This is a genomic window from Serratia rubidaea (assembly GCF_016026735.1).
GTDB classification, from domain to species: Bacteria; Pseudomonadota; Gammaproteobacteria; order Enterobacterales; family Enterobacteriaceae; genus Serratia_B; species Serratia_B rubidaea.
In genome coordinates this window covers 1,557,854-1,584,526 of record NZ_CP065640.1, presented here as the reverse complement: position 1 = coordinate 1,584,526, position 26,673 = coordinate 1,557,854, and the positions used below count along the sequence as shown (strand labels likewise).

Here is a 26,673-nt window from a genome sequence, read left to right as displayed (position 1 = left end):
CGGGCACGGCGCAACCGCGCACACGCCCGGCGACGCTATGGCTTACTGGTAAGCCAGGGTGAAATCGGCCACGGCGGTGAAGTCACCCGGCACTACGGCGGCGGAAGCGCCTTCGCCCTGCAGGTAGGCGGCAAAGCGCAGGGTGTTGCTGCCTTCATTCAGGTTCTGCGCGGTGGTGGCCGTACCCAGCTTAACCGGCTGGCCGCCGTAGGTGATGGCAACGCCGGCGCCGCTGGCGGTGCCCGTGATGCCCAGCAGGTCTTTATTGGTCGGTGAAGCCGAACCGGTAAAGGTGGTGCTGACGCTCTTCAGCGTGGTGGTATCACACTGCTCCAGCTTGATATCGAATGAGCGCGGGTTAGAAGAACCGCCGTTTTTCAGCGCCACGTTGGATACCTGGCCCAGATCGACGGTCTGGTCGATAGATTCAGGGGCGATAGAACAAGGCGCATCGATGATGGAACCAATAAAGTTAACTTTACCGTGTCCCTGATCGGCAGCCTGAGCGAAAGAGGTTGCGCCAAATGCCATCACCGCGGCCAGCATGATTTTGTTAAGTTTCATAGAACCTATATTCCTTATAAGAAGAGAATGCGTATATCCAATAAATAAAGAACGACGCGCAGCGGATATTTATCCGCAGATAAATAACGCGAGCTTATTCTTTAGCACTTTGTGAATCGTTAAACGTACCTAAACCAAAGGTATGATGGTAAAACTTACCGCTGCGGCAAAAGTAAAAAAGCACAGGAAACCCGCTGTGATTCGATAAAAATCACATTAAATAACCATTCAATTTTACCCGGCAGTCCCTTATGGCTGGTGAGAGATATTCTGGCAAATAGCCCTCATTAAAAAAAGTGTTTTTTAGTTCAGCCACAATATTCGCAATATCTTTCCTTTAACCGGTAAAATTATTGTTATTTTTAGCGCCATAGATCGTAAATTATATAAAACCAGATGAATATCCTGTTTTTTATTGTTTTGCGAACAATGAGATCTAAAATGTGGCTGTTTTGAATATAATAAACCAAAAATTGGCTTTATCTGATGCTGAAAGCGGGTCCTGGACCCGTCGTGACGCGATCGTTAACGCCGTATATAACCGCCATGCAATACCGTTAATCTTTTGCTTTAACTGGGTTTTATCCTATACGCCCTAAATAATTCACGTTGCAGGAAGGCGATAAGGGAAGGCATCCCGATGAACTTACTCCGGTCAGTGGTTCGGGTGACTGAACGCAACCAATACGCCTGCAATTTGCAGTATAACGGGTCTACACAGCATATAGATAAACACCACCGTACCCGGGTAAGGCTATAAAGAAGTCCGAGGAGATACTATGGAAGTGTTATCGCCCAAAAAGAAGGAAATACGGCAGCTAAAACAGCGGCTGCTGCACGCATTATTAACTTTGTCTCCCCCGTTAACCCAGGAGAAAGAACTACCTCCCCAGCATGAATGGCTATCTACCCGACAACTGGCGGAATATATAAATGAAGGCGTGTATCGAGCCAGAAACTTATTACTGGAAATGGTCGCCAATGGCGACGCCATTGTCAGCCACGGATCGGTAAAAAACTCGCTGAGATGGTATCCCGCCGCCGCTGAGCAACAAAAGGATGGTTGCCGTCTGCCGCAACACGGCGCGCGCGCGCTTTAATGACTACACATTTGGGATATAACAGTGAAAAAAATTATCTTTTTATTATGCTGCTGCCTGGCGCCGTTATTACTGGCCGGCAAAGCGCAGGCGTTTACCTGCCGAACCTCCGACGGCGGCTATATTCCCCAGGGCGGCTCGAGCACGCCCGTGGATGTGCGGGTGCGCATCGGGCCGCAGCTGTCATACGGTAAAAACGAGATCGTCAACGTCAGCCAGGTCACCTGTAAAAACGACGTGGCCAGCTGGACCGACTATCTGAAAACCGACAGCCCGGCGTTAACCATGAACAGCGCGATTTTTGGCGGCATCGGCAGCGGCACCACCATTAACGGCGTCGACTATAACTCTCCGGTGCAGGCGGGCATCAGCGTGATGACGCTGACCAACCTGAACCAGCAGACGGTAAAGATCCAGGTGTATATCGTGCTGAGCCGTTTCCCCACCCCGGATATTAAAATCAACAAAGGGGATATTATCGGCCAAATCAACTTCAGGCAGACCAATGACCGGCCGGGCTGCCCGAACTGCGGCCCCTACCGCTGGCGGCTGATTGCCGATAACGACGCCTACTTCGTCACCACCAGCTGCACCATTAACAACGGCCGGCAGATTAACGTCGACTTTAATCAGATCCGTCAGGACTTTCTGACGCAGAACGTTGCGGATGCGCAGATCAAACAGGATAAGGCGCTCAGCTATCAGTGCGACGATCACAGCGCCACGCAGGATGTGCTGATCCGGCTGGTCAGCGACGCCGCCGGCTTTTCCCCGGACTATATCAAGACCAGCAACGCCAACGTGGGCGTCGCCATGGTGTACAACAACGCGGTGGTCAAACCCAACAACGCGTTCCGCACCCGGATCGTCAACGGCATGGGCAGCGACACCCTGACCTTTGTGCCGGTAAAAAACAACGTGCCCTATACCAGCATCGCCACCGGCCCGCTCTCCGGCTCGGCAACGCTGATTTTCAGCGCGCCTTAAGGAAGCCCCCGCCATGATACGCATTGGAAAAAAATGGTTTGCCGGCCTGCTGGCCGCGCTGTCAGGCTGCGGCGCGTTCGCCGCCGACCAGGGGACGCGGGTCAGCATCACCGCCACGGTGGTGGCGCCGCCGCCCTGCGAGATTAACGACGGCCGCACCATCGACGTGGATTTCGGCCAGGTCGGCGTCAAGCGCATTGACGGCAGCCGCTATATGCAGCGGCTGAGCTACAGCGTGCGCTGTGAGTTTCTCGACCCCGCCAGACAGCTGAAGATGAAAATTGTCGGCACCGGCGCGGCGTTTGACGCCAACGTGCTGCACACCAGCGTCAACGGCCTGGGGATTAAACTGCTGGCGGACGGCAAGGCGTTTAACCTCAACAGCGCGCTCAATATCGATTACACCACGCTGCCGCAGCTGGACGCCGTACCGGTCAAATCCCCTGCCGCCACGCTGACGGAGGGGAAATTCACCAGCGGCGCCACCATGCAGATCGACTATTTCTAATCCTTCCCCTGCGCGCGCCGGCCAGACGGCGCGCGCTTTTTTCGCCCTACGGCGTTAACAGCTGCGGCGTCTCCAGCAGGATAAACTCGTTATCGTCCGCCTGATTCGGCTGACGGCTGGCGGAGAACGGGAAGTTGTTATCGTTGCCGACGATGATATGGCGCTTATCCACCACGTCGACGTTTTCAATGGTGAAGAACGGGAAGGTCAGCACGCCGTTATTCAGCGGCTTGCGCGCCAGCCGGTTCGGGTCCTGAATCTTCAGCAGGTCGATGTAGGCCTGCTTCTCCACCGGCCGGCCGACGTTGGCGTCGGAAAACGCGATGCGGTACACCCGTTTGAATTTCGCCGGCTGGCTGAAGCAGTTCTCCGTCGGCGCGCCGGCGGCGCAGGCGCGATCCGCCGTACCTTCGCCGTTATCGCGCTCAATCACCAGCCCGTGCGTGGCGTCAATCAGATTAAAATCGCCGATCGCGTGGGCGTTATCCTCCAGCACGTACTGCCAGCTGCGCCCGCTCCACTGCTGGCGCTTAACGTCAAACTCCAGCACCCGCAGATAGCGCTTGCCGTCCACCTGCTCAAAATCTTCGCCGTCCCACAGCGCCCCTTCCAGCAGCGGATACAGTTTGCTGCCGTCCGGCGACAGCGCCATGCCCTCAAAGCCCTTGGAGCGCGCCACCTGGAAGTTCTGTTTGCCGTCCGGCGCGCCCGGCAGCGTCAGAGTCGGATTGTCCGGCGATTTCACCACCTTGCCGTTCACCTGGGTGTCGAACACCGCCAGAACCTTGCCGTCCAGCGTGGCCTTGATCAGATAAGGGCCGAATTCGTCGCCGATCCACAGGGCATCATCGGCGAACTGGAAGCTTTCCGGGTCGAAGTCGCTGCCGGTCAGGTAGCGCTGGTCGGTGCTCTCATTAACGATATGAAACGGCACTTTCTTGTCCGGATCGTGCAGAAATACCGTTTTCAGCGGCTCCACCGCGCCGGTCTTAAAATCGATGCGGTAGTGGCTGAGATACAGCATCGCGTCCGGCGAGTTGGCCTTGCTGCCGAAGCCGTTATCGGTCAGCACCCAATAGCTGCCGTCCGGCATATGTTTAATGCCGGAGTGCCCCTGCCGCGGCTGGCCGTCGATCGGCAGGCCGATGCCGGTGGGGCGGTCGGCCGACAGGCCGGCGACGCTGCCAAGTACGCTGACCCGCTGGCCGCTGGTGTATTTGCCGCTCTGGCGCAGATCCGCCGGGGCATCGTCCGGCGGCGTCAGCGTGCTGTTAACCGGCAGCAGCGCATGGCCGGCCAGCCGCGCGTCAACCTCCTGCTGCGCCCACAGCGGCGCGCTGCACAGCATGCCGCCGAGCAGCAGCGCCAGAGGCAGGGATGTTATCGTTGTTTTCATTGTCATTTTTAAGCGTCCTGATGAGGTGTTCGACCAAGAGGTAAAAGCACCGTCACTATAGGCAGCCGCAATGACAGAAATATTACCCGCCGCCCTGCCGGTAGCTGCGCGGATGAAAGCGCGCCGTCAGCGCCATCAGCAGCAGCACCAACAGCGTATGCAGCTGCCAGTCGAGCAGGAAGCCGCCGCTGTAGTCACGCAGCAGGCCGGAGACATACGGCGCGGCGCCCGCCAGTAAAAAGCCGATGCCCTGCATAAAGGCCACCAGCCGCCCGGCCGCCGCCGGCTGCGGCAGGTGATCCAGCGCCAGCACCAGGCACAGCGGAAACGCCCCGCCGAGGCCGAAGCCGGCCAGCAGCGCCCACAGCCACGGCGTCTGCAGCGGCCAGCCGATCAGGCCGATAAACCCGACCAGCTGCAGCGTCAGCGCTACCCACAGCAGCTGACGGCGATCGTGGCCGCGCGCCAGCGCCGGCAACGCCAGCGCGCCTAACACCTGTCCCAGCGTCATCAGCGCCAGCAGCGCGCCGCTGGCCTGCGGCTGCCAGCCCAACTGCATATAGTACGGCGGCAGCCAGGCGATCAGGCTGGCGTAGCCGCCGTTAATCAGGCCAAAGTAAATCCCCAGCAGCCAGGCGCGCGGGCTGCGCAGCGGGCTGCCCGCCTGTCCGGCGGCCACCGGTGCCAGCCGCACCAGCCCGCGGCTCACCCACAGCCAGACCGCCAACGCTGCCAGCGCCGGCAGCGCCCACCAGGCCAGCGCGCTGTGCCAGTCGCGACCGCTGTTCAGCCACGGGGTGATCGCCGCCCCCAGCCCGCCGCCGCCCATCAGCGCCGCCGACCACAGGCCGGCCACCAGCGCCATGCGCTTGAGAAAATGGTGTTTGATAATGCCCGGCATCACCGCCTGAATAACGCCGATGCCCAGCCCGCCCAGCACCGCGCTGAGCAGCAGCTGCGTGCTGTCCGGCGCCAGTTCGCGCCACAGCGCCCCCAGCGCAATCGCCAGCAGGCTCAGCAATACGCTGGCGCGTTCGCTCAGCAGACGGTTGATGGCACCGCCGGCCAGCGCCATCAGCCCCATCATCAGCACCGGCAGCGCGGTCAGCAGCGCCGCACCGCCGAAGCTCAGGCCGGTGGCCTGGCGCAGCGTGGGCAGCAGCGGGCCGACGGAGGTTAACAGCGGGCGCATATTCAGGCCGATCAGCACCAGCGCCCATAACAAAGGATGGAACCAGCGGCGCGTGCCTGACGCCGCCGCCGGTTGAGAGTGATTAACCACCATGAATTCCAGTCAGTAAATGCGGAAGGAGAGCCGTCACAACGCGGTGACGGCAACGTTGCCTCACTGTAGAAAATGCCGTTAGTATTTGGAAATTAAATAATGGAATGGTCAGCAGTGACAAAATGAATCGTTATCCGATGTTCAACCCGCAGCTGTTGCTCAGCTTTGTCGCCGTATGCGACAGCAGCAGCTTTACCCGCGCCGCCGAGCGGGTGTGCCTGTCGCAGTCGACCGTCAGCCAGCAGGTGCGCCGGCTGGAAGAGATGCTCGGCAAACCGCTGTTTGAACGCTCATCCCATCAGGTGCTGCTGACCGAAGAGGGGGTGAAGCTGCTGAGCTACGCCCGGCGCATTATCGCGCTGAACGAAGAGGCGCACGACGCGCTGACCGGCGTCTGGCGTGACGGCGTGCTGCGCCTCGGGGTGCCGGAAGACTTCGCCGCCTCCACCACCGAGCTGCTGGCCGAATTCAGCCGCGAACATCCGCACCTGCGGCTGGACGTCACCAGCGGCCTGAGCGCCGATCTGCACCACGCCTACGGCCGCGAAGAGCTGGATCTGATTCTGGTTAAACAGCGCCGCAGCCAGCCGCCGCGCGCGGCGCGGCCGGAGCCGCTGCTGTGGCTGGACAGCCTGGCCTTTCCCGCCATTGAGCAGTCGCCGGTGCCGCTGGCGGTGTTCCCGCTCAACGGGCTGTACCGCGACGAGCTGTGCCAGGCGCTGGACAACCTCGGCAAACGCTGGCGCATCGGCTACAGCAGCGCCAGCCTGGCGGCGCTGACCGCCGCCTCCGCCGCCGGGCTGGGAGTCACCCTGCTGCCCGCCGGCTGCCGGCTGCCGAGCCACCGCGTATTGGGCGAGGCCGAGGGCCTGCCGCCGGTGAATGATTTCGAACTGGCGCTGTATTACCGCGACAGCGCTCCCGCCGCCGCCGGCGCGCTGGCGCAGCGGCTGACGACGTTTTGCCGGCTGGCGTAAGCGGCGTCAGCAGGCCGTTTCCGCGTATTTGTCCCGGTACTCTTTCGGCGTCATGGCGTCGCCCTTGCGGAACACCGAATAAAAATATTGCAGCGACGGGTAGCCGCACATCTGTGAAATCTCGTTGATCGATAACGCGGTGGTCGCCAGCAGGTTACGCGCCCGCTCCAGTTTTTCGGCGTGAATCGCATGGTGAATCGTCTGGCCGGTTTCCTCTTTAAAGCGCTTCTCCAGGTTGGAGCGCGACAGCCCCACCGCATCCAGCACCTGTTCCACCTTGATGCCGCGGCAGGCGTGATGGCGGATGTAGTGCATCGCCTGAATCACCGCCGGATCGCGCAGCGAGCGGTAATCCGTCGAGCGCCGTTCGATCACCTTCAGCGGCGGCACCAGGATGCGCTGCAGGGGCAGCTCGCGCTGTTTTAACAGCCGGTGCAGCAGTTTGGCGGCGTGGTAGCCCATCTGCCGCGACCCCTGCGCCACCGACGACAGCGCCACGCGCGACAGATAGCGCGTCAGCTCCTCATTATCGATGCCGATCACGCTCAATTTCTCCGGCACCGGAATCGCCAGGTGTTCGCACACCTGCAGCAGGTGGCGGGCGCGCGCATCGGTCACCGCGATAATGCCGGTCTGCTGCGGCAGGGTCTGCACCCAGTCCGCCAGCCGGTTCTGCGCGTACTGCCAGTTTTCCGGCGCGGTCGACAGGCCCTGATACACCACGCCCTGATACTGCTCCTGCGCCACCAGCTGCCGGAAGGCATATTCGCGCTCCTGCGCCCAGCGTTTGCCGCCGTCGGCCGGCAGGCCGTAAAACGCAAAGCGGTTCAGCCCCTTTTCCTTCAGGTGCATAAACGCCGCTTCCACCAACGCATGATTGTCGGTGGCGATATAGTGCACCGGCGGGTAGTCGTCGTCGCGGTGGTAGGAGCCGCCCACCCCGACAATCGGCACCTGGACGTTATGCAGCAGCCGCTCAATCTCGCGGTCGTCAAAGTCGGCGATCACCCCGTCTCCCAGCCACTCTTTGATATTGTCGATACGACAGCGGAAGTCTTCTTCGATAAAAATATCCCAGTCGCACTGCGACGCCTGCAGGTATTCCCCCACCCCTTCCACCACCTGGCGGTCATACACCTTATTCGCGTTAAACAGCAATGTAATACGGTAGCGTTTTTCGAACATGCGATATCCCCGGAAAACAAACCACTCTCTGAATAGCACAGCCGTTCAGAGAGCAGTAAAAATGCAGCGAGATTTGTGAGGTAAGGCGTTTATGCCCGCCGCTTGGTAGCGGAATCCATCCATACCGCCAGCAGCAGGATCGCCCCTTTAACGATGTACTGCCAGAAGGTGGGAACGTCCAGCATGCTCATGCCGTTATCCAGCGACGCCATGATAAACGCCCCCAGCACCGCGCCGGCGACGCTGCCGACGCCGCCCGCCAGGCTGGTGCCGCCAATCACGCAGGCGGCGATGGCGTCCAGTTCGGCAATATTGCCCGCCGACGGCGAGCCGGCCCCCAGCCGGGAACTGAGGATCAGCCCGGCGATCGCCACCATCAGGCCGTTAATGGCGAACACCGCCAGCTTGGTGCGCTCGACATTCACCCCCGACAGCCGCGCCGCGTCGATATTGCCGCCGATGGCGTAGATGCGCCGGCCAAAGGCGGTGCGGGAGGCCATAAATATCCCCGCCAGCATCAGCGCCGTCAGGATCAGCACCGGCGTCGGCACGCCGCGATAGTCATTCAGCAAATAGATGGCGCCGAGCACCACCACCGCCATCACGCTCTGCCGGGCGACGTCGCCGCCGGCGGCGGGCAACGGCAGCCCGAGCTGCGCGCGTCTGCTGCGCCGCCGCCACTGCCAGATAACGAACAGCGCCAGCCCCAGCGCGCCGATGCCGAAGCCGAGGCCGCCGGGCAGGTAGCTCTGACCAATCTGCGACATCGCGCTGCTGGTCGGCGCCACGGTGGTGCCGTTGGTGATGCCGATCAAAATCCCGCGGAACGCCAGCATGCCGGCCAGCGTGACGATAAAGGAGGGCACCTTGCGATAGGCCACCCACCAGCCGTTCCACGCGCCGAGCAGCAGGCCGGCCAGCAGCGTCACCGCGACGGTCAGCGGCAGCGGCCAGCCGAGCCAGACGTCAAAAATCGCCGCCGCTCCGCCCAGCAGCCCCATCATCGAGCCGACCGACAGATCGATTTCCGCCGAGATAATCACAAACACCATGCCGACCGCCAGAATGCCGGTGATCGCCGTCTGGCGCAGCAGGTTGGAAATATTGCGCGCGCTGAGGTACGCGCCTTCGGTGGTAAAGGTAAAGAACAGCAGGATCACGGCGATGGCCGCCAGCATCACCAGCACCTGCAGATTCAGCGATTTCAGCGGCAGGCGCGGCTTTTTGGCGGGCGCAGCCGGCAGACTTGCCTCAGACAGCGTGTTTTTCGACATGATTTTCACTCCTCAACGCGGCTTCCATCACCTGTTCCTGGGTCAGATTGCGGTTTTCCAGCGAGGCCTTGATTTTCCCCTGGTGCATCACCAGCACGCGATCGCTCAGGCCCAGCACCTCCGGCAGTTCGGACGAAACGACGATCACCGCAATGCCCTGCTGCACCAGCTGATTGATTAATTTGTAGATTTCATATTTCGCGCCGATATCGATACCGCGCGTCGGCTCATCCAGAATCAGGATTTTCGGGTTCAGCAGCAGGCACTTGGCGAGGATCGCCTTCTGCTGGTTGCCGCCGCTCAGGCGGCCGATCGCCAGCTCCGCCGACGCGGTTTTCACCTTCAGCCGCGCCAGCGACTGCTGAATCACCGCCTGCTCGCGCGCCTCGTCCAACACCGACAGCGGGCCGCTGAACTCCCCCAGCGCCGCCAGCGTCATATTGGCGCCGACCCCCATCACCGGCACGATGCCGTCGCGTTTGCGGTCTTCCGGCACCATGGCGATGCCGTAGCGCATCGCCTGCCGGCAGTTGCCGATCGACACCGCCTGTCCGTCGATGGTGATGCGCCCCTGCCAACGCCCGGGATAGGCGCCGAACAGGCACTGCATGGTTTCGCTGCGGCCGGAGCCCACCAGCCCGGCGACGCCGAGGATTTCACCGCGCCGCAGCGTAAACGATACGTCGTCAACCCGGCGGATATGCCGGTTAACCGGGTGCCAGGCGGTCAGGTTATCGACCTGCAGCACCACCTCGCCGACGGCGTGTTGCGCCTGCGGATACAGCTCGGTCAGCTCGCGGCCGACCATCATGGCGATAATCTCCTCCTCGCTCATGCCGGCCGCCGGGCGGGTGCCGATATGTTTGCCGTCGCGGATCACGCAGATCAGATCCGAGATCGCCTTCACCTCGTTCAATTTGTGGGAAATATAGATGCAGGCAATGCCGCGATCGCGCAGATCGCGCACGATCGTCAGCAGCGTGGCGGTTTCGCTTTCGGTCAGCGAGGCGGTCGGCTCATCCAGCACCAGCAGGCGCACCTGCTTGTTCAACGCCTTGGCGATCTCCACCAGCTGCTGCTGCCCCAGCCCCAGCTCGCCGACGCGGGTATCGGGGTCCACCGCCAGCTTGACCTGCGCCAGCATGCGCCGGCAGCGCTGATACATCGCGTCATCATCCAGCAGGCCGTGGCGGCTCCACTCGCTGCCGAGGAACATGTTCTCCAGCACCGTCATCTGTTTAACCAGCGCCAGCTCCTGATGAATGATAGCGATACCCTTTTGCTCGGTATCGCGAATCGTTTTCGCCGTGATTAAATGGCCGGAAAAATAAATATCGCCCTGATAACTGCCGTGCGGATATATTCCGCACAGCACTTTCATTAATGTGGATTTTCCTGAGCCATTTTCACCGCATAATGATAATACCTGGCCGGCTTCCAGCTGCAGACTGACATTATCCACCGCTTTCACCGCGCCAAATTGCTTGGTGATGTGCTTCATATGCAATAAACAGGACATAGCGTCCTCCGTACGGCGCAGTTTATTTACCCAGCTCGGCTTTTTTATGGAAGCCATCGGCGACTATCGTGCTGTCGATATTGGATTTATCGACGGAGACCGGCGTTAATAACCAGGCGGGCACCGCTTTACTGCCGTTATTTAAGCTGGCGTTGGATTTCGGCTGTTCGCCGCGCCCCAGCTGCACCGCAATATTGGCGGCCTCATCGGCCAGTTTGCTGATGGGTTTGTACACCGTCATGGTCTGGCTGCCGGCGATAATGCGTTTGACCGCCGCCAGATCTGCGTCCTGCCCGGAGATCGCCACCTTGCCCGCCAGCCCCTGCGCGGCCAGCGCCTGAATCGCGCCGCCGGCGGTGGCATCGTTGGAGGCCACCACCGCATCGATGCGGTTGTTATTGGCCGTCAGGGCGTTTTCCATGATTTTCAACGCATTTTCCGGCAGCCAGGCGTCCACCCACTGGTCGCCGACCACCTTGATTTTGCCGGCGTCAATCAGCGGTTTCAGCACGTTCATCTGCCCCTGGCGGAACAGCTTGGCGTTGTTGTCCACCGGCGAGCCGCCCATCAGGAAGTAATTGCCCTGCGGCACGCGCTGCACCAGGCTCTGCGCCTGCAGTTCGCCCACTTTTTCATTATCAAACGAGATATAAAAATCGATATCCGCATTATTAATCATGCGGTCATAGGCCAGCACTTTAATGCCTTCGCGCTTCGCCTCGCCGATGACGTTGCTCAGCACCTGCCCGTTATAAGGAATGATCACCAGCACATCGACGCCGCGGTTAATCATGTTCTCAATCTGCGCCATCTGGGTTTCTTCATTGCCGTTGGCGGACTGCACAAACACTTTCGCGCCCTGCGCTTCGGCCTGTTTGACAAAGATATCGCGGTCTTTCTGCCAGCGCTCCAGGCGCAGGTCGTCAATCGCCATCCCAATCTTGACGTCTTTACTGAACCCCGGCTGGCTGGCCAGCGCCAGCATGGCGCAGGCAGAGAGGAATAAGTGCTTAAATTTCATCTTATATACCTTCTTTATTGAAATTGTAGGGTAATAATTGAAACGACTTTTTATGGCACCACGTCCCGGAAAGTGTTGTCGCTTAGCGTTAACTCAGCAATTACTGATTTTTACCGGCGAATTACGTTTTTTGGTTTAATGTTATTTTTATGATGGCGATCATGTTTTAACCTGGTGAAAATTTATCGCTGCCAACGGGTCAGTCTGGCTAAATAAACGCGTAATATGAGATCCATCGCACATTTAATAATTATCTGAATTTGAGTGTGAAATAACATAATTGAGACTGCGGTCATCAGCTCCGAAGATTAAGGCATCCCGTAAAGCCGGGTTCTGTTACCAAGGAGTCGAGAATGCAATCTTATTTTGATCAGCTTGAACAAGTCCGTTACGAAGGCACCGGCAGCAACAATCCGCTGGCATTCCGCCACTACAACCCGGATGAAATCGTATTAGGCAAACGCATGGCCGACCATCTGCGTTTTGCCGCCTGTTACTGGCACACTTTCTGCTGGAACGGCGCGGACATGTTCGGCAGCGGCGCGTTCGAGCGCCCCTGGCAGCAGGCGGGCGATGCGCTGGAGCTGGCGCGGCGCAAGGCGGACGTCGCCTTTGAATTCTTCAGCAAGCTCAACGTGCCGTACTACTGCTTCCACGACGTCGACGTCACGCCGCAAGGCGGCTCGCTGAAGGAGTATCTGCACAACTTCGCCGTGATGACCGACGTCCTGGCGGAAAAACAGCAAAGCAGCGGCGTCAAGCTGCTGTGGGGCACCGCCAACTGCTTCACCCACCCGCGCTACGGCGCCGGCGCGGCCACCAACCCGGACCCGGAAATTTTCAGCTGGGCGGCGGCGCAGGTATACAGCGCGATGAACGCCACCCAGCGGCTCGGCGGCGAAAACTATGTGCTGTGGGGAGGCCGCGAAGGCTATGAAACGCTGCTGAACACCGACCTGCGCCAGGAGCGCGAACAGATTGGCCGCTTTATGCAGATGGTGGTAGAGCACAAACACAAAATCGGCTTCCAGGGCACGCTGCTGATCGAGCCGAAACCGCAGGAGCCGACCAAGCATCAGTACGATTACGACGTCGCCACGGTGTACGGCTTCCTGAAGCAGTTCGGGCTGGAAAAGGAGATCAAGGTGAACATCGAGGCCAACCACGCCACGCTGGCCGGCCACTCGTTCCACCATGAAATCGCCAGCGCCATCGCGCTCGGCATCTTCGGCTCGGTGGACGCCAACCGCGGCGATCCGCAGCTCGGCTGGGATACCGATCAGTTCCCGAACAGCGTCGAAGAGAACGCGCTGGTGATGTTTGAAATCCTCAAGGCCGGCGGCTTTACCACCGGCGGCCTGAACTTCGACGCCAAAGTGCGCCGCCAGAGCACCGACAAATATGACCTGTTCTACGGCCATATCGGCGCAATGGACACCATGGCGCTGGCGCTGAAGGTGGCGGCCAGAATGATTGAGGACGGGCAGTTGGATCGGCAGGTCGCCAAACGCTATGCCGGCTGGAACGGCGAGCTGGGCCAACAAATTCTGCAGGGAAAACTGTCGCTGGACGCGCTGGCCAAGTACGCTGAACAGCATAATCTGGCGCCGCAGCATCACAGCGGCCACCAGGAAAAATATGAGAATCTGGTAAACCGTTATCTGTTCGGCTAACCCTGCCGGGGCGGCAGCGCCCGCCCCGCAGGCCGCATGACCGCGGATACGCCCACCGAAGGAAGGGAACCTCTATGTATATCGGCATCGATCTTGGCACCTCCGGCGTGAAAGCCATTTTGCTGGATGAGCGCGGACAGCTGCTGGCCAGCCACACCGAGGCGCTGGCCCTCTCCCGCCCGCAGCCGCTGTGGTCCGAACAGGATCCGCACGACTGGTGGCAGGCGACCGACCGCGCCATGCTGGCGCTCGGCCGGCAGCATACGCTGCAGCAGGTGAAGGGCGTCGGCCTGACCGGCCAGATGCACGGCGCGGTGCTGCTGGACAGCCGGCAGAACGTGCTGCGCCCCGCCATGTTATGGAACGACGGCCGCAGCTTCGCGCAGTGCCGCCAGCTGGAGCAGGCGGCGCCGCGCTCGCGCGCCATTACCGGCAACCTGATGATGCCCGGCTTTACCGCGCCAAAGGTGCAGTGGGTGCGGCAGCATGAGCCGCACATCTTCAGTCAGATAGACAAGGTGCTGCTGCCGAAGGATTACCTGCGCTGGCGGCTGTGCGGCGTCTTCGCCAGCGATATGTCGGACGCCGCCGGCACCCTGTGGCTGGACGTCGCCCGGCGCGACTGGAGCGATGAGATGCTGGCCGCCTGCGGCCTGACGCGCGGCCAGATGCCGACGCTGTTTGAAGGCAACCGGCTCACCGGCCGGCTGCATGCCGAACTGGCGCAGCGCTGGGGCATGCCGCAGGCGCCGGTGGCGGCGGGCGGCGGCGATAACGCGGCGGGGGCGATCGGCGTCGGGCTGTATCAGCCCGGCCAGGCGATGCTGTCGCTCGGCACCTCCGGCGTCTATTTCGCCGTCAGCGACGGCTTCCTCAGCAACCCGGCCAGCGCGGTGCACAGCTTCTGCCATGCGCTGCCCGACACCTGGCACCTGATGTCGGTGATGCTCAGCGCCGCCTCCTGTCTGGACTGGGTCTGCCGGTTGACCAACGTCGCCGATGTCGCCACGCTGCTGCGCAACGTCGAGCAGGCCGCCCCGGCGGATACGCCGCTGTGGTTCCTGCCTTATCTGTCCGGCGAACGCACCCCGCACAATAACCCGAACGCCAAGGGCGTATTCTGGGGGCTGACCCACCAGCACGGGCCAAACGACCTGGCGCGCGCGGTGCTGGAAGGCGTGGGCTTTGCGCTGGCCGACGGTATGGACGCGCTGCACGCCAGCGGCCTGCAGCCCGACAGCATTACGCTGATCGGCGGCGGCGCGCGCAGCCCGTTCTGGCGGCAGATGCTGGCGGATATCAGCGGCCAGCCGCTGGCATACCGCACCGGCGGCGACGTCGGCCCGGCGCTGGGCGCGGCGCGGCTGGCGCAGATTGCGCTCAACCCGCAGCGCCCGCTGGCCGAGCTGCTGCCCCCGCTGCCGCTGGAGCAGATGCATACGCCGGATGCCGGACGCCACCAAGAGTACGCGGAGCGCCGCGCCACCTTCCGCGAGCTGTATCGCTGCCTGCTGCCGTTGATGTGAGCGTTATGGAGTCAATGATATAACCCCATCCGCAACGAAAAACCGACTCACTCAATGATCTTACCCGGCAGTAGCGATCATGCGATTCAGTGAGTAAGCGCTCAAGTAAGAGGAGGAAATCCGATGAAAAATCGACGCCGGAATTTCGTCAGAAGCCCTGAAGTTTGTTGATTTCAGCGGTGAAATAACGCGAACGTCAGTGTTTTATGACATTGAATGCGATGACAATCTCTGGCGCTGCCACAATACCTGTGACAGCCTCAGTCCAGAATAACTTGAAAACCAGAACATTGCTGAATACCATGTCCACATTACGTAGGTAGGATAAAATTCTTAATATAAACGCAAGTCTGAAGATTACTGACCAGTCCTGATATAGGTTGACAGTCTTCTGTCTGTAAAACGCCTGATGAACATCCTCAGGCGTATTTATTTCAGAGCCAGAGGTGTCGTTCATGGCTATAAATTGCCACTCATTTTTCACCCTCCACCTGGCTATAAGCCAGGAACGTATTAACGCCATTTATGACTAGCTACTCCTAAATAAAAAGCCCTACACAATGGTAGGGCCAAAACTATTAATCACATAATTAATCAGCGGTCTTTATATACAAAGCTTGCGTACAAATAAATACATGCCTTATCAAGTATATTATTTGTTTTTTCAAATTTTACATACCTACCGTCCACTGTACGGATTTTAGTAAACTTTCCAAAAACATTAAATTGCACTGTATAACAGTATTGAATCATCTTACCACTTTTAGCCTGCCGTGCAGTTCGCCGTGCTGATATCGTGTATGGAAGAGGGTTATTATTGCTATCGCATGGAACAAAATTAGTATCAGGATTAACCATAATGCCAATTTCATTAGACCAACCAGGCTTAGCATGACTACCATTACCAACCAAAACCGATAATTTTAATTGATAATAATCATCCGATACGCTCAATGCTTCGTTTTTAGTAAAATCATCCGTTAAATCAACAAGACCACTCATTAGATAACTAGTGATTTTGGTCTCGCCAGGTATTGGTATCTCACATGAAGCACCAATAGAGCCACATTCAAAAGAATTACAAGACATAAAAACTCCTTGGTTATTAAATTACCCAAACCACCGTTTGGATAATTAACATACCAAGGATTAAATATATAAAAAATAGTTGGCATTTGTGCTAAGCCCAGCACAACACGCCTCATTATAAATATAAATCTTTTGTTGAATTATAAAAAAACCAGCTTTAACCCCAAACCATTTTTAAGCCAACCTAAACTTAACCCTCTGCAATCATTTTATTAACAAATTTCAAAGTAAACGCGACGAGCTCATCAGCTATCATTACTACAATGAGAATAAAATACTGCTGTTCGCTCCCAATCGCCCCCCTCCGTGAATATATTCCACTTTCAGAAAGTGGAATAAACTTTCAAGCAAGCATTGCCATAGCAACCTCTCTTTGAGCTTGTGTTGCTGCGCAGAATAACCATAGCTACCAAAGCCTTCATCGGTCGCTAATACGCCGATACAAGCGGGCGGCAATGGTTTTAACGTTGTATTCCAACTGTTAGGCAGCAAGGCTGTGACATGTCCACACCGTTGTTTTACATCACGCAATGTCTGACAGATACCCCCCAAATGCAGGTGACATTGGTCGCCCGCATTGCCCTCTCCTGCCCTCCCCCGTCACCCCGCCATCATTACCAAATCGAATAATCACCAGTGGCAAATGTCGCTGCCAACCCCGGCGCGACTTTTTTAGATTAATGGCTGCAACGCAACACCTCTGGATAAGGAACCGATTGTGGAAAACAGCCAACAACAAAGCCGCAGAACCTTTCTCAGCCAAACCGGCAAGCTGACCACCGCCTGCGCGGTGCTCGGCATGAGCGGCGGCGTGGTGCAGGCGGCCGCGCCCGCCGCTGCCGCCCCCTGCGCCGCGCCGGAGCCGATGACCCTCACCGACCGCCACTACCTGCTGAGCGACGTGCTGCTGGAAGAGGGCTTCGAGTACGACGGCGACACGGTGATCGGCACCCGCACCGCGCGCTATACGCTGGAAATCAAAGACGGCAAAATCGCGGCGCTGCACCCGGCCGGCGCAACGCCGCCCGCCGCTCTGCCGCGCTATTCGGCGGGCGGCCAGCTGCTGCTGCCCGGCACGCGCGATATGCATATCCACCTGGACAAAACCTTCTACGGCGGCCCGTGGCAGGCGCCACGCCCACGCCAGGGCAAAACCATCATGGATATGATTGCGCTGGAGCAGACGCTGATCCCCAAGCTGCTGCCGACCTCGCAGCAGCGCGCCGAAGGGCTGATCGCCCTGCTGCAGTCAAAGGGCAGCACGGTGGCGCGCAGCCACTGTAATATCGACCCGGTCAGCGGGCTGAAAAGCCTGGAGCACCTGCAGCGCGCGCTGGAAAATCAGCGCGCCGGCTTCAGCTGCGAGATCGTCGCCTTCCCGCAGCACGGCCTGCTGCACTCCAAGGTGGACGCGCTGATGCGCGAGGCGATGCAGATGGGGGTACAGTACGTCGGCGGGCTGGACCCGACCAACGTCGACGGCGCGATGGAGAAATCGCTCGACGCCATGTTCCAGATCGCGCTCGACAGCGGCAAGGGCGTCGATATTCACCTGCATGAAACCAGCCCGGCGGGCGTGGCGGCCATCGACTATATGATCGCCACCGTCGAGAAAAACCCGGCGCTGCGCGGCAAGGTCACCATCAGCCACGCCTTCGCGCTCAGTACGCTGGATGAGGGACGCCTGGCGGACACCGCCGAGCGGCTGGCGGCGCAGCAGATCGACATCGCCTCGACGGTGCCGATCGGCAGCCTGATGATGCCGCTGCCGCAGCTGAGTGAAAAAGGGGTATTTGTGATGACCGGCACCGACAGCGTGATCGACCACTGGTCGCCGTTCGGCAGCGGCGATATGCTGGAAAAGGCCAACCTGTACGCCCAGCTGTACCGGGGTTCCGACGAGTTCCACCTGTCGCGCTCTCTGGCCATCGCCACCGGCAACCTGCTGCCGCTGAACGACCAGGGCCGGCGCGTCTGGCCGCAGGTTGGCGACGACGCCGGCTTTATGCTGGTCGACGCCAGCTGTTCGGCCGAGGCGGTGGCGCGCATCTCACCGCGTCGCGCCACCTTCCATCAGGGGCGTCTGGTGTACGGCAGTGTCGCCAAAGCCTGAGGTGAAGACGGGCGGCGGCCGCCGCCCGTTCAGGACACCAGCCGCCGGCGGTCGATCTTCTGCAGCCCGACGGACAGCAGCAGGCTCAGCCCCAGCGCCAGACCAAACACCCAGAAGATATCCAGCAGCGGATAGCCGTCAAGATCCCAGCCCTGATGCCGCAGCAGATTCACAATCAGGGCGTGCAGGCCGTAGATCGCCAGCGAATGGCGGGAAAATACCGCCAGCCAGCCCACCGGCTGCGCCAGACAGTTTTTAAACCACACCAGCAGCGATACCGCCGCGATAAACACCAGCGGGGTGGCGTACAGGTAGTAGGTGGCGGCAAGGTTGCCGTTAATCAGCGACTGATGGCGGGTGCCGATGATAATCAGCGCCACGCTGCCCACCAGCCCCAGCGCCGCCAGCAGGCTGACGCCGCGCCGCCCGGTATCCATCATGCCGATCGCCCGTCCGGCCAGCGCATACAGCAGGTAGTAGAAGGTATCGCCGGCGATATACAGGTTGACCGGCAGCAGGTGCACGCCGTCGACGGCGAGCTTATCGCCGTTCGGGTTGGCCAGCACCGCCAGAATCAGCAGCGCCGCCGCCAGATAGCGGCCGGACACCGGCTTGACGTTGATCAGCGGCGACAGCAGATACACCACCACGATGGCGTAGAAGAACCACAGGTGATAGAACACCGGCTTTTGCAGCAGCGTGCGCAGCGAAGGCCAGAAACCGATATGAGTGAAGCAGGCGATATACGCCAGCGCCACGGCGCTGTAGAACAGGATGCAGCCGCCGATGCGCACGAAGTGTTTGCGGTTGGCGCTGCGCTCGCCGAAGAACAGGTAGCCGGAGATCATAAAGAACAGCGGCACCGCCGCGCGGGACAGGGCGTTGAGCAGGTTGGCGACGTCCCAGGCCAGGCTGCCCACCTTATCCGGCGTGGTCAGCACCGCGGTGGTGGCGTGGATCATCACCACCATCAGGCACGCCACGGCGCGTAAGTTATCTATCCAGCCAATTTTATTGCTCATCCGCACCCTTGCATGTCGTTTATCGTTAACCAGGTTAACGCGCAGGGTATAGCGTGCGGATGGGGGCGACAAGCCCCGGGCGTACTATCGGATTCGGCCTAACGGTCTCGATCGAACACAAACGCAATATGGTCGTCGTCCAGGTAGCGGATCGTCACGTCGCTGCCTTGCTGCACCTTCGACGAATAGAAGGCCGGGATGGTCTCCTTGCCTTCCACCTCTTTGGTGGCGTCGCCCTCCTGCCACGACAGCCGGTAGCGGATATTGATGCTGCCGTTATCGTTGGAGCTGCGGTAATGCACCTCTTCCACGTGCGCCAACAGCTCCCGTCCCTGGGCGTCTATCTTGTGATCGCGGTAAAACAGGTGGGCAATATAGGCAAAAAAACCCGCAAAAATAATCGCGGAAATAATGATAGCGAACTTCATAAATACATCCCTCAGCCCATAATCGTCAGGCCGTTAAACTGCGACATAATCTGCCCGACCTGCACCATTGCCTGACCAAACTCCACTCGCCCCTCTTTGGTCGAGAGGTCAAAACCGGTCTTGTCGAATTTCATCGTTGCCAGACCGAGTTTACCGCCGACGGTAACGGTGGTGGAATAGCCTTCCGTCACCACCTTCGCCGCCGTGAAATCGAACGAGAACATCGACACGGTCTCTTTATGGTCTTTGTACTCAAGCGCCGCCGGCGTTTTGATGCTGACCTTCACCTTACTGTCGATGGTAATCATCTGATCCGAGGTCAGCGTCATGCCCTCTTTGGCATCCTGCTTCCAGTTGCCGATAATTTTGGTATCGACATTTTTGGTGATGGTCTGATTCAGGTTGCCCTGGTAGTCGTCGGTCACGTCATCGGTCACGATAACGTGGCGTTTCCCGGTGATTTGGTCATAGCGTTTGCCTTCCAGATAAAAGTCCATGCCTTCGTTATAGCGCCGGGTCACCTTTTTCGACACGATCTGCTCTTCGGTACCCACCGTCTCTACCCTGCGTTCGCCGGTGATCTTCAGCTGTTCACCGCCGCTGGTGATCTCCGAGTTGCGGCCGTTGCTGATGGTGACCTTCTCGCCGTCTTCAAACGTCTTGGTCTCTTTCTTGGTCACCGTGGTGGTGCGCGTGCCGTGGTAGGTGAACCTGGCGTCGCCGAACACCTCGTCCTGCTGCTTTTTCTGAATGGTGGTGGTGCGGTTGCCGTCAATGGTCACCGTTTTATCGTTCTCCACCGAAATATTCATATCCTTTTCGGCGTGCAGCTGCACCATCTCCGAGCCGGCCTTGTCCTCAAAGAACAGATGGCTGGAGTTGTCGCTGTGGCCGTCCTTGGAGCGGGTCATAAAGCCCATCATGGTGGCGCCGGCGGGCAGCGCCCACGGCGGCATGCTGGCCTCGTTATACACCCGGCCGGTGACTATCGGCCGATCCGGGTCGCCGTTGATAAAATCGATCACCACCTCGTCGCCGACGCGCGGGATCTGCACGCCGCCGAAGCCCTGGCCGGCCCAGGCGCTGGAGACGCGCACCCAGCCGGAGCTGGTCTCATCGCCCTTGGCCTGCCGGTCCCAGTGGAACTTCACCTTGATGCGGCCATATTTGTCGGTCCAGATCGATTCGCCCTGCGGCCCCACCACCCGCGCGGTCTGCGGGCCGTGGGTGCGCGGCCACGGCGTGCGCTGCGGCGAGCGGTACGGCGTATCGGCGGGGATCACCGTCATATCGATGCGGTGCACCGCCTCGTCGCCGCCGCTGGCGTAGCTGTTCTCCTCCAGATCGTAGCTGGCGCTCAGCACCAGATACTCGCCGCTGTCGCTTGCGAACGGCGGGTTAAGCAGCGTAAAGGTGCAGCCCGGCACGATGCCCAGCGCGGTGGCGGTGGCGCTGATGCGCTGGTGCTCCGCCTGCCACTCCTCCTGCCGCACGCGGGCGTAGAATTCGCCGTCGCCGTGCTCGACAAAGTGTCCCGGCCAGTCGTAGTAGTCAATCTGCCCCGGCTGCGGCGAGCTGGGGTTCTGTCGCGCCTGAAACAGCCAGGCGTTGGGCTTGCGGAAATCGTAGTCGTCGATGCTGTAGATCCCCGGCGTCACCCGCTCGGAGATCGCCCACTGGCCGATCCCCTCCTCGCCGGTGCTGCCGCCGGACGGCGTGGCGTGGTAGGGAATCGCCTCATAGCCGCTGAACGGCTGGTGCTGCTGCGGCGCATCGTGCAGCACCAGCGTGTGTTTATCCGCCTCGTGGCGGAAGAAGAAGTAAATCCCCTCCAGCTCCATCAGCCGGGAGATAAAGTCGTAGCTGCTTTCCTGATACTGCACGCAGTACTCCCAGCTGCGGTAGCTGCCGGAGAGCTGCTCCTCCATCTGCACGCCGTACTCCCCGAGCACCGTTTTGACGATATCCGGCACGCGCTGGTTCTGGAAGATGCGCTGGTTGCGGTCCCGCTTCAGCGGCCACAGGTCGGATTCCATCGTCAGGGTGTAGACGGCGTAGCGCGCACCGTTAATGTCGGCGCTGTGTACGTTGACCGAGGTGACCTTACCGTTGAGATAGCGCGGCGCGGACAGCAGTCCCTGCGTCGGGATGGTCAGGGTGATCGGCTGGCCCAGCATCGCCCGGCGGTCCAGCCGGGCGTCGGTGCTGAGCAGCATCACCTGCAGCTCGAACGAGTGTGAAACCTGTTCCACCCCGCTGAGCTTCCAGAACTTCAACGCACCGGCGCCCGCCGGCGTTGTCACCGTAATACGGTCAAACATAAGCTGTTTCTCCCCAAAACCAAGACGATTTTCGCTGACGATGCTCAGGGCGCCAGCATCAGCACCTTGAACTGGCTGGGCACCACGCGCATCCCGACGGCGTTGGTCGAGTTCTGCAGGCTGACGCTGGTCAGCCGGGTGGCCGGCGTGCCTTTGAGCAATACGGTAAATGCGCCGGTGAGGTGGCGCGACGGCCCCATCACCGTGCCGGACGCCACGCCGGTGGCGACGCCCGGATTATCGCCGTTGGTCAGCGGCGTCACCGTCGCCATATTGTGGGCCGGCATGCCCATAAACAGGATGTTCAGCGCATTGGGGATCGCCGTCGGCCCCATGGCGATATCCGGGTAGGGGATCGGCGTGGGCGTCGGAGTCGGCGTCAGACAGACGTCGGGAAACGCCAGATCGACGCCCATCAGTTGGCAGTTGGCAAACATCGCGGCCTCCTCAGCCCATATGAATCTGTTCTGAATCGATTTTGGTGATCGCCTTGGAGGTAATCACCGTGTTGTGCGCATGCAGACGCGCGTAATCATCGGCGCGGATATCCAGCTGCCCGGCGCGCACCTGCTCGGTATTACGGGTCTGGCGGAACAGGTTCTGGCTGACCTGCGTCACCGTCTGCCATACCGATTCGGCGCGCTTGCCCACCGTACGGGTCAGGCTGACCCAGGCGGACAGCTTGTCGCCGCTGTAATTCATCTCGCTGATATGACAGTCGCCCTGTCCGGCGCTGACGCGCAGGGCCTCGCTGCTGAGGCTGAGTTCACCGCTGCTGCGGATATGCAGGTCACCCGGCACGCTCAGCTCAGCCGCCGCCGGGTTGGCGCGCTCCAGCACCGCCAGCAGCCACACCTGGTTGTCCACCCCGGCAATCAGCACCCGGTCGCCCGCCTGCGGGGCGATCACGCAGCTGGCGGCGCGCTGACAGTGCCAGCCGCGCCCTTCGCTCTCCACGCTCAGGCTGCCGTCGGCAAAGCAGTGGGTGACGGTGCCCGCGCTCTGCAGCGGCGGCGCCGCGCTGTGCGCCAGTTGATGGTTGATATTGCTCATCTGCTCACTCCTTAACGGCGGCGATAGGCTGAATGCCCCGGCGATCGGCTCGTTCACCAGACGATAACGCGCAGCAAGAGGGTCAATCAGGGATGCCGTTCACTAACGGCAAGTGCGCGAATGCTCACTTTATCCACAAGCCTCCGCCGACAACAACTGCCAATGTCACAGCATCGTTACCCTATTGTTATCACATTGCTTATAAAACAATGTGACAGAAGCCGATCGCCGGACAAAAATTCAGCATATTCTTAGAGAGAAAGCGCACATAACGATGAGAAAAGGCAAAACGCCCAGCCTGTGTAAGCAGACTGAGCGCGGATAAGGCGGGGAAATGCGGAGATCAGGCGTCGAACAGCCCGCTGTCGCGCAACAGGTGCTGATTGCCTTTACGGCGGGTAAAGCCGCTGCGGTCGAAGAACTCCAGCACCTGAATCGCCAGCTTGCGCCCGACGCCCAGCCGATCGCGGAAATCGGCGGCGCTGGCGCCGCCCTGGCTGGCGTGCAGCTCGCGGATCAGCGCGGCGAACTGCGCCATCCGCTGGCTGAGGTAGTAGCGGTCGACCACCACCGCGGTCACATGGCCCAGCTGCGCCGCCTTGCGCAGCGTGGCGCGCACCTCGGCCTCATCGGCCGCCAGCTCCGCCGCCAGGTCGCGCACCCACCACGGCGCATCGCCGAACAGCGGCGCCATGCGCTGCCACAGCGCCAGTTCCTGCTCGCCAAAGGCCAGGCCGTGCTCCGGCAGATGCAGCCAGCCGCGGCTGTTGTGCAGCGCGCCGGCCGCCTGCAGCCGTTCGATCAGTAAAAACGCCAGCGCCTCGTCCAGCGCCGGCAGCGCCATGCGCCGCAGACGCGCCCGCCCGAGGCCCAGCTGATCGCCATGCTGCTGATGATACTCCGCCAGCACCTGCAGCAGGCGCTGCTCCGCCTGACGGGCGTTGTCCAGCGACAGCGCCCTGCCGCCGGCCGTCAGCACCTGATGCTCATCCAGCAGCTGCGTCAGCCGCTCGTCGCTCAGCTGGCGCCCCCAGCCGAAGGCCGCCACGTCCAGCGGACCCTGCTGCAGCTGCAGCACCAGCCGCTGCGCGTCATCCTGCGCCTGCGCCGTCTGCGCCAACCAGTGCAGATACGCCGGCTGACGTTTACCGCGCTTCGGCGCCGTCAGCGCCAGTACGCGGGCGGCGCCCAGCGTTTCGCGCGCCGCGATATCGCGCAGCACCAGCCGATCGTCTTCCGCCAGCCACAGCGGACGGTCGAGGATCAGCTCCGCCAGTGAGTCCTGCAGCAGCGACACCCGGCCGGTGATATGGCTGGCCGCGTGGTGAATATGCAGCGGCTGCCAGTGCTTCAGCCGCTGATCCTGCTCCAGCGTCACCAGTACGCGCTCCGCCCGCAGCGCCGGCCGTTGCGCCAGCAGCCAGTCGCCGCGCGTCACGTCGCTTTTACTGACGTCGCCGCTGATGTTCAGCGCGATGCGCTGTCCGGCCTGCGCCTGCTGCGCCGGCTGGTTCTGCGCATGCAGCCCGCGCACCCGCACCGGCACCTCCTGGCCGCTCAGCCACAGGGTGTCGCCCACCGCGACGCGGCCGCCGAGCGCGGTGCCGGTCACCACCAGCCCGCTGCCCTTCACGCTGAACGCGCGGTCAACCGCCAGGCGGAAACGGCGCGTCAGCGCATGTTGCGCCGGCGTCAGCGCCAGCAAGTGGGCGCGCAGCGCCGCAATCCCCAGATCCTGCGCCGCGGCGGTAACAAACAGCGGCGCATCAGGCCAGCCCTGCTGCGCCAGCTCGGCCTGCACCTGCGCGGTGACTTCCGCCAGCCGCTCGGCATCGACGCGGTCGGCTTTGGTCAGCGCCACCGTCAGCGCCGGGCGGCCGCTCAGGCGCAGGATCGCCAGATGTTCACGGGTTTGCGGCATCACGCCGTCATCGCAGGCCACCACCAGCAGCGCATGGTCGATGCCGCCGATGCCCGCCAGCATATTGGCGAGGAATTTTTCGTGCCCCGGCACGTCAATAAAGCCCAGCACCCGCCCGTCCGGCTGCGGCCAGTAGGCGTAGCCGAGATCGATGGTCATGCCGCGGCGTTTTTCTTCCGGCAGGCGATCGGCGTTGATCCCGCTGATCGCCTGCAGCAGCGTGGTTTTACCATGGTCGACATGGCCGGCGGTGGCGATAATCATGCTTGCAGCGCCTCCGCCAGCGCCGCTTCCTGCGTCAGGCAGCGCAGGTCGAGCCACAGTTTGCCGTCGTTGATGCGGCCGATTACCGGCTGCGGCAGCGCGCGCCACGCCTGCGCCAGACGCTCCAGGGTAGCGCCGCGGCCGTCTTGCGGCGTGAAGGTCAGCGCATAGCTCGGCAGGCGGTCCACCGGCAGCGAACCGCTGCCGATCTGCGACCAGCAGGGTTCGGCCCGCAGCGTAAAGCGGCCGGCATAGTGCGGCGACAGCTGCGCCAGCAGACGCTCGGCGGCGGCCTGCATCTCCTGCTGCGGCCGGGTCAGCATGCGCAGCGTCGGCAGCTGCTGCGCCAGCAGCTCCGGCTGCTGATACAGGCGCAGCGTGGCCTCCAGCGCCGCCAACGTCATTTTGCCGACGCGCAGTGCGCGCTTCAGCGGATGCTGCTGCAGCTGCGCGATCAGCGCTTTCTTGCCGACGATAATCCCGGCCTGCGGCCCGCCCAGCAGTTTATCGCCGGAGAAGGTCACCAGATCGACGCCGTCGGCCAGCAGCCGCTGCGGCATCGGTTCCGCCGGCAGGCCGTACTGCGTCATATCAATCAGCGAACCGCTGCCCAGATCGGTAGCGGTCACCAGGCCGTGCTGCCGCCCCAGCTGCGCCAGCTGCGCTTCATCAACCGCTGCGGTAAAGCCCTGCACGCAGTAGTTGCTGGTGTGCACCTTCATCAGCAGCCCGGTCTGTTCGGTGATCGCCTGCTGATAATCTTTCAGATGCGTGCGGTTGGTGGTGCCCACCTCCACCAGCTGGCAGCCCGCCTGGCGCATCACGTCGGGGATGCGGAACGCCCCGCCGATCTCCACCAGCTCGCCGCGCGATACCACCACCTGTTTGCCCGGCGCCACCGCCGCCAGCATCAGCAGCACCGCCGCGGCGTTGTTGTTGACGATGCAGGCGTCTTCCGCGCCGGTCAGCTGACACAGCAGATCGGCCACCGCGCGGTCGCGATGGCCGCGGCCGGCGCCGTCCAGATCGTACTCCAGCGTCACCGCCGCGCCCATCACCCGGCCGATGGCCTCGATCGCCGGCTGCGCCAGCTGGGCGCGCCCCAGGTTGGTGTGCAGCACGGTGCCGCTGAGGTTGAATACCGTCTTCAGCCGCGGCTGCTGCTGCTGCGCCAGCCGCGCCTGCAGCGCCTGCGGCCAGTCGTCGCACCACGCCGGCAACCGTCCCTGCCGTTTAATCGCGTCGCGGGCCTGCGCCTGCATCTGCCGCAGCAGCTCGCCAATCAGCGTCTGGCCGTGGCTGGCCAACAAAGGTGCTATCGTCGGGTCGCGCAGCAGGCGGTCAATCGCCGGCAGCCGGCTGTAAAGGGATTGGGCTTCAGTGCTCATGGTTGCTCGGTGTCAGGTGTGTTCAGGGTTGTCTTCAGCAATAACGGGGCGCGTCCGGC

At 61.1% G+C, this 26,673-nt stretch carries 22 protein-coding genes; 7 read left to right on the top strand and 15 right to left on the bottom strand.

The window, feature by feature from the left end; all coding sequences use genetic code 11:
- Positions 1-42 precede the first annotated feature (42 nt).
- The gene (locus I6G83_RS07325; protein ID WP_054306293.1) at positions 43-564 is read right to left on the bottom strand and encodes a fimbrial protein; all 522 of its coding nucleotides are present in this window, start codon (positions 562-564) and stop codon (positions 43-45) included.
- A 779-nt stretch (positions 565-1,343) separates the two neighbouring features.
- Between I6G83_RS07325 and I6G83_RS07320 the strand changes: the two genes are divergently transcribed.
- The 3 genes from I6G83_RS07320 to I6G83_RS07310 all read left to right on the top strand — a co-directional run bounded on the left by I6G83_RS07320 (position 1,344) and on the right by I6G83_RS07310 (position 3,159).
- Entirely contained in the window at positions 1,344-1,664 is a 321-nt protein-coding gene (locus I6G83_RS07320; RefSeq protein ID WP_054306294.1) for a hypothetical protein, read from the top strand.
- A 180-nt stretch (positions 1,665-1,844) separates the two neighbouring features.
- Positions 1,845-2,651 carry a fimbrial protein gene (locus tag I6G83_RS07315; RefSeq protein WP_054306300.1) on the top strand — a complete coding sequence of 269 codons (807 nt, stop codon included), beginning with the start codon at positions 1,845-1,847 and terminating at the stop codon, positions 2,649-2,651.
- A gap of 13 nt (positions 2,652-2,664) precedes the next feature.
- Positions 2,665-3,159 (top strand): fimbrial protein, encoded by a 495-nt coding sequence (locus tag I6G83_RS07310; protein ID WP_138111281.1) that lies wholly within the window; start codon positions 2,665-2,667, stop codon positions 3,157-3,159.
- Between the two features lie 46 nt (positions 3,160-3,205).
- On the opposite strand, the gene I6G83_RS07305 is transcribed toward I6G83_RS07310, so the two are convergent.
- Complete coding sequence (locus tag I6G83_RS07305) at positions 3,206-4,507, bottom strand: esterase-like activity of phytase family protein (protein WP_152972195.1); 1,302 nt, start codon at positions 4,505-4,507, stop codon at positions 3,206-3,208.
- A gap of 130 nt (positions 4,508-4,637) precedes the next feature.
- Positions 4,638-5,780: a cyanate transporter gene (locus I6G83_RS07300; protein WP_232238965.1), complete on the bottom strand. Its 1,143-nt coding sequence runs from the start codon at positions 5,778-5,780 to the stop codon at positions 4,638-4,640.
- A 182-nt stretch (positions 5,781-5,962) separates the two neighbouring features.
- Here I6G83_RS07300 and I6G83_RS07295 point away from each other — a divergent pair, with 182 nt between their 5' ends.
- Positions 5,963-6,817: a LysR family transcriptional regulator gene (locus I6G83_RS07295; protein ID WP_041411682.1), complete on the top strand. Its 855-nt coding sequence runs from the start codon at positions 5,963-5,965 to the stop codon at positions 6,815-6,817.
- A 6-nt stretch (positions 6,818-6,823) separates the two neighbouring features.
- Here I6G83_RS07295 and xylR read toward each other — a convergent pair whose 3' ends face one another.
- The 4 genes from xylR to xylF form a co-directional block, all read right to left on the bottom strand.
- Positions 6,824-8,002, bottom strand: coding sequence for a D-xylose utilization transcriptional activator XylR (gene xylR, locus I6G83_RS07290; protein WP_054307924.1), 1,179 nt, complete (start codon positions 8,000-8,002; stop codon positions 6,824-6,826).
- A gap of 89 nt (positions 8,003-8,091) precedes the next feature.
- Entirely contained in the window at positions 8,092-9,276 is a 1,185-nt protein-coding gene (gene xylH, locus I6G83_RS07285; protein ID WP_015344055.1) for a xylose ABC transporter permease XylH, read from the bottom strand.
- Positions 9,254-10,795 (bottom strand): xylose ABC transporter ATP-binding protein, encoded by a 1,542-nt coding sequence (locus I6G83_RS07280; protein ID WP_054307684.1) that lies wholly within the window; start codon positions 10,793-10,795, stop codon positions 9,254-9,256. Before I6G83_RS07280 ends, xylH begins: the two co-directional genes overlap by 23 nt.
- Positions 10,796-10,817: 22 nt before the next feature.
- Positions 10,818-11,816 (bottom strand): D-xylose ABC transporter substrate-binding protein, encoded by a 999-nt coding sequence (xylF, locus tag I6G83_RS07275; protein WP_054307685.1) that lies wholly within the window; start codon positions 11,814-11,816, stop codon positions 10,818-10,820.
- Positions 11,817-12,169: 353 nt separating this feature from the next.
- On the opposite strand from xylF, the gene xylA reads away from it, so the two are divergent.
- Together xylA and xylB are read left to right on the top strand one after the other, a co-directional pair.
- Positions 12,170-13,489, top strand: a complete 1,320-nt coding sequence (gene xylA / locus I6G83_RS07270; protein ID WP_054307686.1) for a xylose isomerase — start codon at positions 12,170-12,172, stop codon at positions 13,487-13,489.
- 74 nt (positions 13,490-13,563) lie between these two features.
- A complete protein-coding gene (gene xylB, locus I6G83_RS07265) occupies positions 13,564-15,015 on the top strand; it encodes a xylulokinase (RefSeq protein ID WP_054307687.1) in 1,452 nt (483 codons plus the stop codon).
- A gap of 594 nt (positions 15,016-15,609) precedes the next feature.
- Here xylB and I6G83_RS07260 read toward each other — a convergent pair.
- Complete coding sequence (locus I6G83_RS07260; RefSeq protein ID WP_152972247.1) at positions 15,610-16,104, bottom strand: hypothetical protein; 495 nt, start codon at positions 16,102-16,104, stop codon at positions 15,610-15,612.
- 718 nt (positions 16,105-16,822) lie between these two features.
- Here I6G83_RS07260 and I6G83_RS07255 point away from each other — a divergent pair.
- Positions 16,823-18,217 carry an amidohydrolase family protein gene (locus I6G83_RS07255; RefSeq protein ID WP_062779120.1) on the top strand — a complete coding sequence of 465 codons (1,395 nt, stop codon included), beginning with the start codon at positions 16,823-16,825 and terminating at the stop codon, positions 18,215-18,217.
- A 29-nt stretch (positions 18,218-18,246) separates the two neighbouring features.
- Here the strand turns inward: I6G83_RS07255 and I6G83_RS07250 are convergent, their stop codons facing one another.
- The 7 genes from I6G83_RS07250 to selA all read right to left on the bottom strand — a co-directional run bounded on the left by I6G83_RS07250 (position 18,247) and on the right by selA (position 26,614).
- Positions 18,247-19,239, bottom strand: a complete 993-nt coding sequence (locus I6G83_RS07250; protein ID WP_054306099.1) for an acyltransferase — start codon at positions 19,237-19,239, stop codon at positions 18,247-18,249.
- 98 nt (positions 19,240-19,337) lie between these two features.
- Entirely contained in the window at positions 19,338-19,667 is a 330-nt protein-coding gene (locus tag I6G83_RS07245; RefSeq protein ID WP_054306100.1) for a hypothetical protein, read from the bottom strand.
- An 11-nt stretch (positions 19,668-19,678) separates the two neighbouring features.
- Positions 19,679-21,988: a type VI secretion system Vgr family protein gene (locus I6G83_RS07240; RefSeq protein ID WP_062779123.1), complete on the bottom strand. Its 2,310-nt coding sequence runs from the start codon at positions 21,986-21,988 to the stop codon at positions 19,679-19,681.
- A gap of 44 nt (positions 21,989-22,032) precedes the next feature.
- The gene (locus tag I6G83_RS07235; protein WP_061321779.1) at positions 22,033-22,425 is read right to left on the bottom strand and encodes a DUF4150 domain-containing protein; all 393 of its coding nucleotides are present in this window, start codon (positions 22,423-22,425) and stop codon (positions 22,033-22,035) included.
- A 10-nt stretch (positions 22,426-22,435) separates the two neighbouring features.
- Positions 22,436-23,041, bottom strand: coding sequence for a DUF3540 domain-containing protein (locus I6G83_RS07230; protein WP_015344042.1), 606 nt, complete (start codon positions 23,039-23,041; stop codon positions 22,436-22,438).
- A 343-nt stretch (positions 23,042-23,384) separates the two neighbouring features.
- Positions 23,385-25,226, bottom strand: coding sequence for a selenocysteine-specific translation elongation factor (gene selB, locus I6G83_RS07225; protein ID WP_054307591.1), 1,842 nt, complete (start codon positions 25,224-25,226; stop codon positions 23,385-23,387).
- On the bottom strand, positions 25,223-26,614 hold the full coding sequence (gene selA / locus I6G83_RS07220) for an L-seryl-tRNA(Sec) selenium transferase (protein WP_054307592.1): 1,392 nt from the start codon (positions 26,612-26,614) through the stop codon (positions 25,223-25,225). The genes selB and selA overlap by 4 nt, the downstream gene beginning before the upstream one ends.
- Positions 26,615-26,673 lie beyond the last annotated feature (59 nt).

Bases quoted from the DNA above. Each gene is read 5' to 3' on its own strand.
- I6G83_RS07325 (WP_054306293.1), bottom strand. From the start codon at position 564: ATGAAACTTAACAAAATCATGCTGGCCGCGGTGATGGCATTTGGCGCA.
- I6G83_RS07320 (WP_054306294.1), top strand. From the start codon at position 1,344: ATGGAAGTGTTATCGCCCAAAAAGAAGGAAATACGGCAGCTAAAACAG.
- I6G83_RS07310 (WP_138111281.1), top strand. From the start codon at position 2,665: ATGATACGCATTGGAAAAAAATGGTTTGCCGGCCTGCTGGCCGCGCTG.
- I6G83_RS07305 (WP_152972195.1), bottom strand. From the start codon at position 4,507: ATGCTGTGCAGCGCGCCGCTGTGGGCGCAGCAGGAGGTTGACGCGCGG.
- I6G83_RS07295 (WP_041411682.1), top strand. From the start codon at position 5,963: ATGAATCGTTATCCGATGTTCAACCCGCAGCTGTTGCTCAGCTTTGTC.
- xylR (WP_054307924.1), bottom strand. From the start codon at position 8,002: ATGTTCGAAAAACGCTACCGTATTACATTGCTGTTTAACGCGAATAAG.
- xylH (WP_015344055.1), bottom strand. From the start codon at position 9,276: ATGTCGAAAAACACGCTGTCTGAGGCAAGTCTGCCGGCTGCGCCCGCC.
- I6G83_RS07280 (WP_054307684.1), bottom strand. From the start codon at position 10,795: ATGTCCTGTTTATTGCATATGAAGCACATCACCAAGCAATTTGGCGCG.
- xylF (WP_054307685.1), bottom strand. From the start codon at position 11,816: ATGAAATTTAAGCACTTATTCCTCTCTGCCTGCGCCATGCTGGCGCTG.
- xylA (WP_054307686.1), top strand. From the start codon at position 12,170: ATGCAATCTTATTTTGATCAGCTTGAACAAGTCCGTTACGAAGGCACC.
- xylB (WP_054307687.1), top strand. From the start codon at position 13,564: ATGTATATCGGCATCGATCTTGGCACCTCCGGCGTGAAAGCCATTTTG.
- I6G83_RS07260 (WP_152972247.1), bottom strand. From the start codon at position 16,104: ATGTCTTGTAATTCTTTTGAATGTGGCTCTATTGGTGCTTCATGTGAG.
- I6G83_RS07250 (WP_054306099.1), bottom strand. From the start codon at position 19,239: ATGAGCAATAAAATTGGCTGGATAGATAACTTACGCGCCGTGGCGTGC.
- I6G83_RS07245 (WP_054306100.1), bottom strand. From the start codon at position 19,667: ATGAAGTTCGCTATCATTATTTCCGCGATTATTTTTGCGGGTTTTTTT.
- I6G83_RS07240 (WP_062779123.1), bottom strand. From the start codon at position 21,988: ATGTTTGACCGTATTACGGTGACAACGCCGGCGGGCGCCGGTGCGTTG.
- I6G83_RS07235 (WP_061321779.1), bottom strand. From the start codon at position 22,425: ATGTTTGCCAACTGCCAACTGATGGGCGTCGATCTGGCGTTTCCCGAC.
- I6G83_RS07230 (WP_015344042.1), bottom strand. From the start codon at position 23,041: ATGAGCAATATCAACCATCAACTGGCGCACAGCGCGGCGCCGCCGCTG.
- selB (WP_054307591.1), bottom strand. From the start codon at position 25,226: ATGATTATCGCCACCGCCGGCCATGTCGACCATGGTAAAACCACGCTG.
- selA (WP_054307592.1), bottom strand. From the start codon at position 26,614: ATGAGCACTGAAGCCCAATCCCTTTACAGCCGGCTGCCGGCGATTGAC.